This window comes from Corticibacter populi, assembly GCF_004217315.1.
Classification (GTDB): domain Bacteria; phylum Pseudomonadota; class Gammaproteobacteria; order Burkholderiales; family Burkholderiaceae_C; genus Lampropedia; species Lampropedia populi.
This window is the reverse complement of the sequence record NZ_SGWR01000004.1, coordinates 535,137-543,688: the sequence shown is the minus strand read 5'-3', so window position 1 is coordinate 543,688 and position 8,552 is coordinate 535,137. Positions and strand designations below refer to the sequence as shown.

The 8,552-nt window shown below is 61.6% G+C and carries 6 protein-coding genes and 3 tRNA genes; 5 read left to right on the top strand and 4 right to left on the bottom strand.

Going from position 1 to position 8,552, the window contains the following annotated elements:
- From EV687_RS16550 to EV687_RS16535, 4 genes are all read right to left on the bottom strand, one after another.
- Positions 1-93: GTP-binding protein (locus EV687_RS16550; RefSeq protein ID WP_005434227.1), on the bottom strand; the 93-nt coding region annotated here is incomplete at its 3' end.
- Positions 94-153: 60 nt separating this feature from the next.
- A tRNA-Thr gene (locus tag EV687_RS16545) sits at positions 154-228 on the bottom strand.
- Between the two features lie 36 nt (positions 229-264).
- A tRNA-Gly gene (locus EV687_RS16540) sits at positions 265-338 on the bottom strand.
- Positions 339-377: 39 nt separating this feature from the next.
- Positions 378-463, bottom strand: a tRNA-Tyr gene (locus tag EV687_RS16535).
- Between the two features lie 85 nt (positions 464-548).
- On the opposite strand from EV687_RS16535, the gene EV687_RS16530 reads away from it, so the two are divergent.
- The 5 genes from EV687_RS16530 (at position 549) to coaE (ending at position 8,503) form a co-directional block, all read left to right on the top strand.
- Positions 549-3,836 carry a hybrid sensor histidine kinase/response regulator gene (locus EV687_RS16530; RefSeq protein ID WP_162846600.1) on the top strand — a complete coding sequence of 1,096 codons (3,288 nt, stop codon included), beginning with the start codon at positions 549-551 and terminating at the stop codon, positions 3,834-3,836.
- Between the two features lie 131 nt (positions 3,837-3,967).
- Entirely contained in the window at positions 3,968-5,698 is a 1,731-nt protein-coding gene (gene pilB, locus EV687_RS16525) for a type IV-A pilus assembly ATPase PilB (protein WP_122229033.1), read from the top strand.
- Between the two features lie 30 nt (positions 5,699-5,728).
- Entirely contained in the window at positions 5,729-6,955 is a 1,227-nt protein-coding gene (locus EV687_RS16520; protein ID WP_122229034.1) for a type II secretion system F family protein, read from the top strand.
- A 2-nt stretch (positions 6,956-6,957) separates the two neighbouring features.
- Complete coding sequence (locus EV687_RS16515; protein WP_242612688.1) at positions 6,958-7,833, top strand: prepilin peptidase; 876 nt, start codon at positions 6,958-6,960, stop codon at positions 7,831-7,833.
- 7 nt (positions 7,834-7,840) lie between these two features.
- Positions 7,841-8,503 (top strand): dephospho-CoA kinase, encoded by a 663-nt coding sequence (coaE, locus tag EV687_RS16510; protein WP_122229035.1) that lies wholly within the window; start codon positions 7,841-7,843, stop codon positions 8,501-8,503.
- Positions 8,504-8,552: the final 49 nt, after the last annotated feature.

Here is an 8,552-nt window from a genome sequence, read left to right as displayed (position 1 = left end):
GGCCGCCGTCAGCGTCGTCTTGCCATGGTCCACGTGACCGATCGTGCCCACGTTCACGTGCGGCTTCGTGCGCTCAAACTTTCCTTTTGCCATTTTTCAACCCCAAGGAATGAATACAAACAAACGATCCAAGGATACACAACCTGTGCGAGGTGGTGCCCATGGCGGGAATCGGACCCGCGACCTCTCCCTTACCAAGGGAGTGCTCTACCACTGAGCCACATGGGCAGCATTTCATCAACCCATCGATGCAGCACACACCAATGGAGCGGGAGACGGGAATCGAACCCGCGTCATCAGCTTGGAAGGCTGGGGTTCTACCATTGAACTACTCCCGCACAATCGCCGTCACAACGACGGCGATTGCTTGCAAAGCCTGGTGGAGGGAGCTGGATTCGAACCAGCGTACTCGTAAGAGGGCAGATTTACAGTCTGCTGCCTTTAACCACTCGGCCATCCCTCCGAAAACGCGAATTCTAGCACACTATTTTTTGACCAAAATCGAAAATAATGCAGCGACAATGCAGTCGCTCACGCCCCGTCGCCCCATGCCATTGCCCCGCATCTCGCCCCTCTGGCGCACCGATCTCGGCGCACTATTGCAGCGGCGCGTCAATACCCTGTTGCTGGTGACACTGCTGCCGCTCACGGCGCTGCTGGCCGCCTTGGTGCTGCATCTCCACCAAAGCACCCAGAGCACCCTCCGGCACACCCAACTGCGCCAGGCCTGCCTGCAACGCATCCATGAGGCCAGTCACTTCGCCCGCAGCATTGGCGATGCGGATCCCGCAAGGGACGCCAGCGCGGCAGCCTTTGCGGTCGTCAACAACGGCACGCTTCTGGCACTGCTGCTTCAAGATCAGCTGGAACTGGAGCCCACCATCTCTCCACCGCCTGTCGAGCTCGAACGCGCACTCGTGCTGACACAGGACGTCCTGCGTCAGGCCCGCAAGCAGCCGCATGGCGCGCCTGACGCCTCCACCACGCCAGACTATGCCACTGCCAGCCGCACACTCGCCATGCTGCTGGGGCAAGCTGCCCGGCAGATCTCGGCGGACATAGAGACCGACCTGCAACGCCAGCAATCACTCACCCGCTCAAGCGTCCTGGGCTGCGCGGCGCTGATGCTGCTGATCTTCGGCCTGCTGTGGTTGGCCATGCAAAAAGTGCTGCGCAACCACTTGCATCAACCGTACCAATTGTTGCTGCAGTCCCTGCGCGATCTCAGCGAGAAGCGTTACTCGGAACCATCCCTCCTGCTGCAGGATCTGCGCCCGCCGCTGCTGCAGATCCAGAAGCTGTTGATGCAAGGCGACCAGCTGCTTCGTGAGGCAGCCAGCGAAGCGGAATCCAAGCGCCTTTCCCGCCAGTGGCTGGAGTTGAGCAAGACCATCCCTGGCGTGCTGTTCCAGTTTGAACTGCAGGCCAGCGGCGCACGGGCATGCCACTTCATCAGTCCCAAGGCCGGCGCCATGTTCCGACCTGGCGCCACGGGCGGACCAACGGCCACATCCGCGCGCGCCCACTGGCAGCAAGATGACACGCTGGTGCCGCTGGCCTTGACCCGCAGCCTGACGGAGCAGGCGCTGGCCCTGGCTGCTGCCGAAAGCACGCTGGAATATGACACGGCCATCGAGCAGTCAGGGCAATGGCGCTGGATCCGCACCCTGGCGAGTGTTTCCAGACAAACGGAAGGTGTGCTGCTGGTCAATGGCGTATGGCTGGATGTGAGCGACAACATCCAGCAAGCCGAGGCCTTGCGCAAGGCTCGCGCATCGGCCGAGCAGGCTGCTCAGGAAAAGGCCCACTTGCTGGCCGTGATGAGCCACGAGATCCGCACCCCCCTCAATGGCATCCTGGGCATGACCCAGGTTGCCCTGAAGGATCCGCTGATTGCGGTACAGCGCGAACGCCTGGAAAAGGTGCAGCGCGCCGGACGCCATCTGCTGGATATCACCAACGACATTCTTGACTTCTCCAAGATGGAAAGCGGACGCCTCGAGCTCGAGCAAACACGCTTCTCGCTGTCGGAACTCGTGGCCGAGGTGGCGGACATGCTGACCCCTCGCGCGGCCGAGAAAAATCTGGAGTTCTGGATCGACGTGGATGCCGGACTGGCAGACACCTTCATTGGCGACCCGTACCGCATCCGGCAGATCTTGATCAATTTTGTTGCCAATGCCATCAAATTCACCCCCGCGGGCGAAGTATCGATTCGCGTGACCCAGGCGGGTGACGCCCCGGGACAGGCCATCTTGCGCTTCGAGGTCTGCGACACCGGTATCGGCATCGCACCCGAGGAACAAGGCCGACTGTTCCAGGCCTTCGAGCAGGCAGACGTCTCCATTACCAGGCGCTATGGTGGCACCGGCCTGGGCCTGGCCATCTCCAGCCAACTGGCCAAGCTGCTGGGCGGCAGCACAGGCCTGCGCAGCACACCGGGGCGAGGCAGTGTTTTCTGGTTCACGGCCACCGTCCAGACGGACCCCAGCGCGCCACCCGATGGCGAAGATCCTGTACAACGACGCTGCCATAGCCTGCACGTATTGCTGGCTGAGAGCCACGAGGGAAGCCGCAATGCCGTGGCCCGGATGCTGCGGGAATCCTTCGGCTGCAAGGTCACGGCCTGCGCATCCGGCGCGCAAGCCCTGCAGCAGTTGGCCGCGCAGCAGGTGCCTGACACCGCGTTCGAGTTGTGCCTGCTCTCGAGCCAGCTGGCAGACATGACGGGCCTGCAACTGATTGAGCAGGCGCAGCAGGCTGGCAAACTGCATTGCCCGGTTTGGCTGGCTGTATCGCATGGCGAAACCAGTCCGATCCTTGGCTGGCAGGCGGCCGGGGTTACACATATCCTCAGCAAGCCCGTAGGCATCGCCCAGATCCGCGCCATCCTGCGACGCCTTGAGCCGCCCGACAGCGCCAAGATGCCTTTGCCCTCTGTCCCCCATCGAGACCCGGCCAACGCGCAGCCTCCGCTCGACACCCCTGCCAGGCTGCTGGTAGTGGACGACAATCAACTCAATCGAACCATCATCATCGAGTTGCTCAAGGCAGCGCCCCAGCTTGCCATCGAAACAGCCGAAAACGGCCAGCAGGCCCTCGATCTGCTGGCTGCGACCCAAACCAGCCAGTACAGAGCCATTCTGATGGACTTGCAGATGCCAGTCATGGATGGCTTTACGGCGACCCGGCAGATCCGCGCTTGGCCAGACTACGAGGACATTCCGATCTTCGCCATGTCGGCTCACCATGGCGGTGCCGAGACGCAGCTGGCACGCGAGGCCGGCATCGACGATTTCATCCACAAACCGATCCTGGAGAGCGAACTGTGGGATGTATTGCAACGCTGGCACATCACGACGCTCCCTGCCGGCGATCCTCACAGCCAGGCCGCCTGGTCAATCCCTGACAAAGCCAACGAAGTCTTCGATGTCCACGTCTGGCATGAACTGCGCGCGAGCATCCCCGCAGCACGAGCAGACGGGCTGGCCATCCAGTTCCTGGCACACAGTGAAGGCCAGATGGAGGCGGTCGAAAACGCTATGGCTCGCAGAGACTGGCCTACCGCGACCACCATCCTGCACACCATTGGCGGCACCGCCGGCAGCTTCGGGCTGGCTGCCGCCGGCAGCTGTGCCGTGGCGTTGGAGCAACGCCTGCGGCGCCCCGCCGAAGACATCGAAGATTGCGGCAGAACCCTGGACGCCTTGCTCGGCGATCTCAGGCATACCCTGGAACAAGGACGCCAAGGACTCCAAAAAGCAGTGGAGACGCCGCTATCCGAAACCACACATCAAGTCTGTGCAACAAATGCGGAAGGTGCGAAAAATCGTTGACGTTTCATGCTGTAGCAGGCCACACAACAAGCGTAACTACTTGTATTGAAATCCGATACACTCCCTGAAGGTTCGGGCACCCCTGCCCCGAAGCCAACCTACGCGCCAAAGCACGGCATCGCTGGAACACCATGGCAACGGAAGAAATTAGCAAGAAGCCCCCTGCACCCATCACCGTCCCGAGCATTGCCCGGGCCTTGCTGTCAGCCAAGCAATTGACGCAGCAACAGGTGGAAACCGTGCTGCAACGGACCAAGAACGAGAACAAGGAATTCCTCGATCTGGTCATCGACAGCAAGCTGCTCACCGGGGGCCAGGTAGCGCAAACACTCTCGTCCATCTTCGCCATCCCGTATCTGGACCTTGACGCCGTGGACGTGCTGCGCCTGCCGCAAAACCTCCTGGACCAGAAGCTCTGTCTTTCATACAAGGCCGTGGTGCTGGGCAAGCGCCAAAACCGCCTGATCGTCGCCAGTGCCGACCCAACCAATCGCGATGTCGCCGAGAAGATCAAGTTCGCCACCCAGACACCGGTCGAGTGGGTCGTTGCCGCGCACGAGAAGGTCAACGCGGTCCTTCAGAACATCGCCAAGTATTATTCTGTCGACACCGAATCGTCGGATTTCGAGTTCGGCGAACTCGATGAATTCGGCGGAGAAGGCGAAACAGATGCCAACGCCACCAACTCAAGCGAAGCCGATGACGCCCCTGTTGTCCGTTTTCTGCAGAAGATGATCGTCGATGCCTTCCGGATGGGCGCCTCGGACCTGCATTTCGAGCCCTACGAGCACAGCTACCGGGTACGTTTTCGCATCGACGGCGAGCTGCAGGAATATGCTTCGCCACCGGTAGCGATCAAGGAAAAACTGGCATCTCGCATCAAAGTGATCTCGCGCCTGGACATCGCCGAAAAGCGCATTCCCCAGGACGGTCGCACCAAGATGAAGATCGGCGGCAAGTCCATCGACTTCCGCGTCAGCACCCTGCCAACCTTGTTCGGCGAGAAGATCGTCATCCGTATTCTCGATTCGAGCAGCGCCCAGGTCGGCATCGATGCGCTGGGCTATGAACCCATCGAAAAGGAACGGCTGCTCAGTGCCATCCACCGTCCCTATGGAATGATTCTGGTCACCGGGCCGACCGGCTCGGGCAAGACGGTGTCGCTCTATACCTGCCTGAACCTGCTCAACACACCGGGCGTGAACATCTCCACCGCAGAGGACCCATCCGAAATCAACCTGCCGGGGGTCAACCAGGTCAACGTCAACGACAAGGCCGGCCTGAGCTTTGCGGCCGCGCTCAAGTCCTTTCTGCGCCAGGATCCGGACATCATCATGGTCGGCGAAATCCGCGACCTCGAAACCGCCGACATCGCCATCAAGGCCGCGCAGACCGGTCACTTGGTGCTCTCGACGCTGCACACCAACGATGCACCGACCACGCTCACGCGTCTGCGCAACATGGGCATCGCGCCGTTCAACATTGCCTCCAGCGTGATCCTGATCACCGCGCAGCGCTTGGCGCGGCGCCTGTGCAATGCCTGCAAGGAAACGGCCGACATCCCGGTGGACACGCTGATCGAAGCCGGCTTCACCTATGACGACCTTGATGGCTCCTGGGTACCCTATAAACCCGTGGGCTGCTCGGCCTGCAACAATGGCTACAAGGGTCGGGTCGGCATCTATCAGGTCATGCCCATCACCGAAGCGCTGCAGCGCATCATCCTCGATGATGGTTCCGCGCTCGACATCGAGGCACAGGCCAAGACAGAAGGGGTGCGGACCCTGCGACAATCCGCGCTGCAAAAGGTCAAGGCAGGAGTGACCTCCCTCGAAGAAGTGCTGGCCGTCACCAACACCTAATGCATCACAATCACTGAAGGCCAGATAGATATGGCAACCGCTAGCAAAACCACCGCCAGAGCCGCCAAGGAATACCTGTACGAGTGGGAGGGCAAGGACCGCAATGCCCGACAGGTGCGCGGCGAAATGAATGCTGCAGGGGAAAACCAGGTCCGCGCCAATCTGCGCCGCCAGGGAATCTTCGTCACCAAGATCCAGAAGCGACGCCTGAAAGGCGGCAGGAAGATCAAGGGCCGTGACATCGCCATCTTCACGCGCCAGCTCTCGACCATGATGCGTGCCGGCGTGCCGCTGCTGCAGTCGTTTGACATCGTCGCTCGCGGCAACCCCAATCCGAGTGTCACCAAACTGCTCACCACCATCAAGTCCGATGTCGAGACCGGCACCTCGCTGAGCGCGGCCTTCCGCAAGCACCCGCTGTACTTCAACAACCTGTACTGCAACCTGGTGGAAGCAGGTGAAGCTGCCGGTATCCTGGAAGACCTGCTGGACCGGCTGGCCACCTACATGGAAAAGCTGGAAGCGATCAAGTCCAAAGTCAAGTCGGCCCTGATGTATCCAGTCGCGGTGCTGATCGTCGCCGCCATAGTGCTGACGGTGATCATGTTATGGGTAATCCCAGCTTTCAAGGAAATTTTCAGTAGTTTCGGTGCCGAGCTGCCTGCCCCAACATTAATCGTCATGGGTATCAGCGATTTCGTCGTCCAATGGTTCTGGCTGATCGCCATCGTGCTCGGTGGTGGCAGCTACTTCCTCTATCAGGCCTGGCGGCGCAGCGAGAAGCTGCAGATCATCGTCGACAAGACTCTACTCCAGCTGCCGATCTTTGGCGAATTGGTCAACATGTCGAGCATTGCCCGCTGGACCCGCACGCTCTCGACCATGTTTGCTGCCGGCGTGCCGCTGGTGGAGTCACTGGATGCCGTCGGCGGCGCATCAGGCAACTACGTGTACAAGAAAGCCACCGACGAAATCCAGAAGGAAGTGGCCGGTGGCACCAGCCTCAGCGCCGCCATGGCCGACACCAAGGCCTTCCCTTCGATGGTGCTACAAATGGCTGCCATCGGTGAAGAGTCAGGCTCGCTCGACCAGATGCTGGGCAAGGCTGCCGATTTCTACGAAGCCGAGGTGGACACCAAGGTCGAAGGTCTCTCAACCCTGCTGGAGCCGCTGATCATCGTCTTTCTCGGTGGCCTGATCGGCAGCATCGTCGTGGCCATGTACCTGCCGATCTTCAAGTTGGGACAGGTGGTCTGAACGTGCAAGAAGCCACTCTCGCGGCCCTGGCCTTTGCCGTTCTCGGCCTGCTCGTCGGCAGTTTTCTCAACGTCGTGATCTTGCGGCTGCCCGTCATGCTGCAACGCCAATGGCGCAGCGACAGCCTGGGCTTTCTGCGCGAGCAGGGCCTGGACATCCAGGATGTGACAACGCCTGAACCTCCAACCTTCAACCTGTTGCTGCCGCGCTCGCGCTGCGGGCACTGCGGGCATGCCATATCCGCGCTGGAGAACATTCCCGTCATCAGCTATATGGCGCTGCGCGGTCGCTGCAAGTCCTGCCATGCGCCGATCGGCAAGCGCTACCCGCTGGTCGAACTCGCCACGGCGGCGACTTTTGCCTATTGCGGCCACCAATGGGGATTGAGCTGGACCGCCCTCGCCTGGGCCGGCTTTGCCGCCGCTGTGATCGCGCTGATCATGATCGACTGGGACACCACCTTGCTACCCGACAACATCACCCTGCCACTGCTGTGGGCCGGCCTGCTGGCCGCCTGGCTGGGCGTGATCGACACGTCCTTGCGGAGCTCGGTGTTGGGCGCAGTGGCCGGCTATCTGTCGCTGTGGTCGGTCTATTGGCTCTTCAAACTGCTCACCAAAAAGGAAGGCATGGGCCACGGCGACTTCAAGCTGCTGGCCGCCCTCGGCGCCTGGCTGGGAGCACCTGCCATCCTGCCCATCATCATCGCCTCGTCCGTCATCGGCGCCCTCGTCGGCATCGCCATGAAGCTCAGCCACGCGCTGCGCGAAGGCGGTTACATGCCCTATGGCCCATTCCTTGGGTGCGCCGGCCTGATGGTGCTGGCCATCGGTGCCGAGCGCATCCTCGGCTGGATGCTCGCGCCCTCCCTCGGGTGACCAGGCAATGACGGCAGGGCACTTGTCCGCCACGATCACCACCGGCAGCGGGCACGGACGCCTGCGCCGCATCGGCCTGACCGGCGGCATCGGCAGCGGAAAAAGTACCGTAGCCCGCATGTGGCGTGCGCGTTTTGCCAGCCAGCTCATCGATGCCGATGCCATCTCGCGCAGCCTGACTGCCGCGGGTGGCGCGGCCATTGAGCCGATCGCCGCGCATTTCGGCGACAGCGCCATCGGTGCCGATGGCGCCATGGACCGTGACCGCATGCGTGCCCGCGTCTTTGCCGATCCCGCTGCGCGGCAGCAACTACAGGCCATCCTGCACCCACTGATTCAGCAGGCCATGGTCGAGGCCCTCTGCCAGGCCGCGCAGCAAGGATTCTCCAGCGCCCTGCTGGACATTCCGCTGCTGGTCGAATCGACACACTGGCGCGACAGGCTCGATGCCGTCATCGTCGTCGACTGTCCCGAGGCATTGCAGATCTTGCGCGTCATGCAGCGCTCGGGCCTGAGCGAATCGGTCACGCGCAGCATCATCGCCAATCAGGCCAGTCGCAGCCAACGCCTTGCCGCTGCCGACACCGTCATTTGCAACGGGGACATTCCATTGCTTGAGTTGGAGCAACAAGTCATCCGTGCGGGAGAGGTTATGCTTGCCACGGCATAGAATCAGCCGCGGCCAAGGCACCTGCTTCATTTCCGCGCCCATTCCCTCC

Coding starts and splice junctions, on each gene's coding strand:
- coaE (WP_122229035.1), top strand. CDS start 7,841: ATGACGGCAGGGCACTTGTCCGCCACGATCACCACCGGCAGCGGGCAC.
- EV687_RS16520 (WP_122229034.1), top strand. CDS start 5,729: ATGGCAACCGCTAGCAAAACCACCGCCAGAGCCGCCAAGGAATACCTG.
- pilB (WP_122229033.1), top strand. CDS start 3,968: ATGGCAACGGAAGAAATTAGCAAGAAGCCCCCTGCACCCATCACCGTC.
- EV687_RS16530 (WP_162846600.1), top strand. CDS start 549: ATGCCATTGCCCCGCATCTCGCCCCTCTGGCGCACCGATCTCGGCGCA.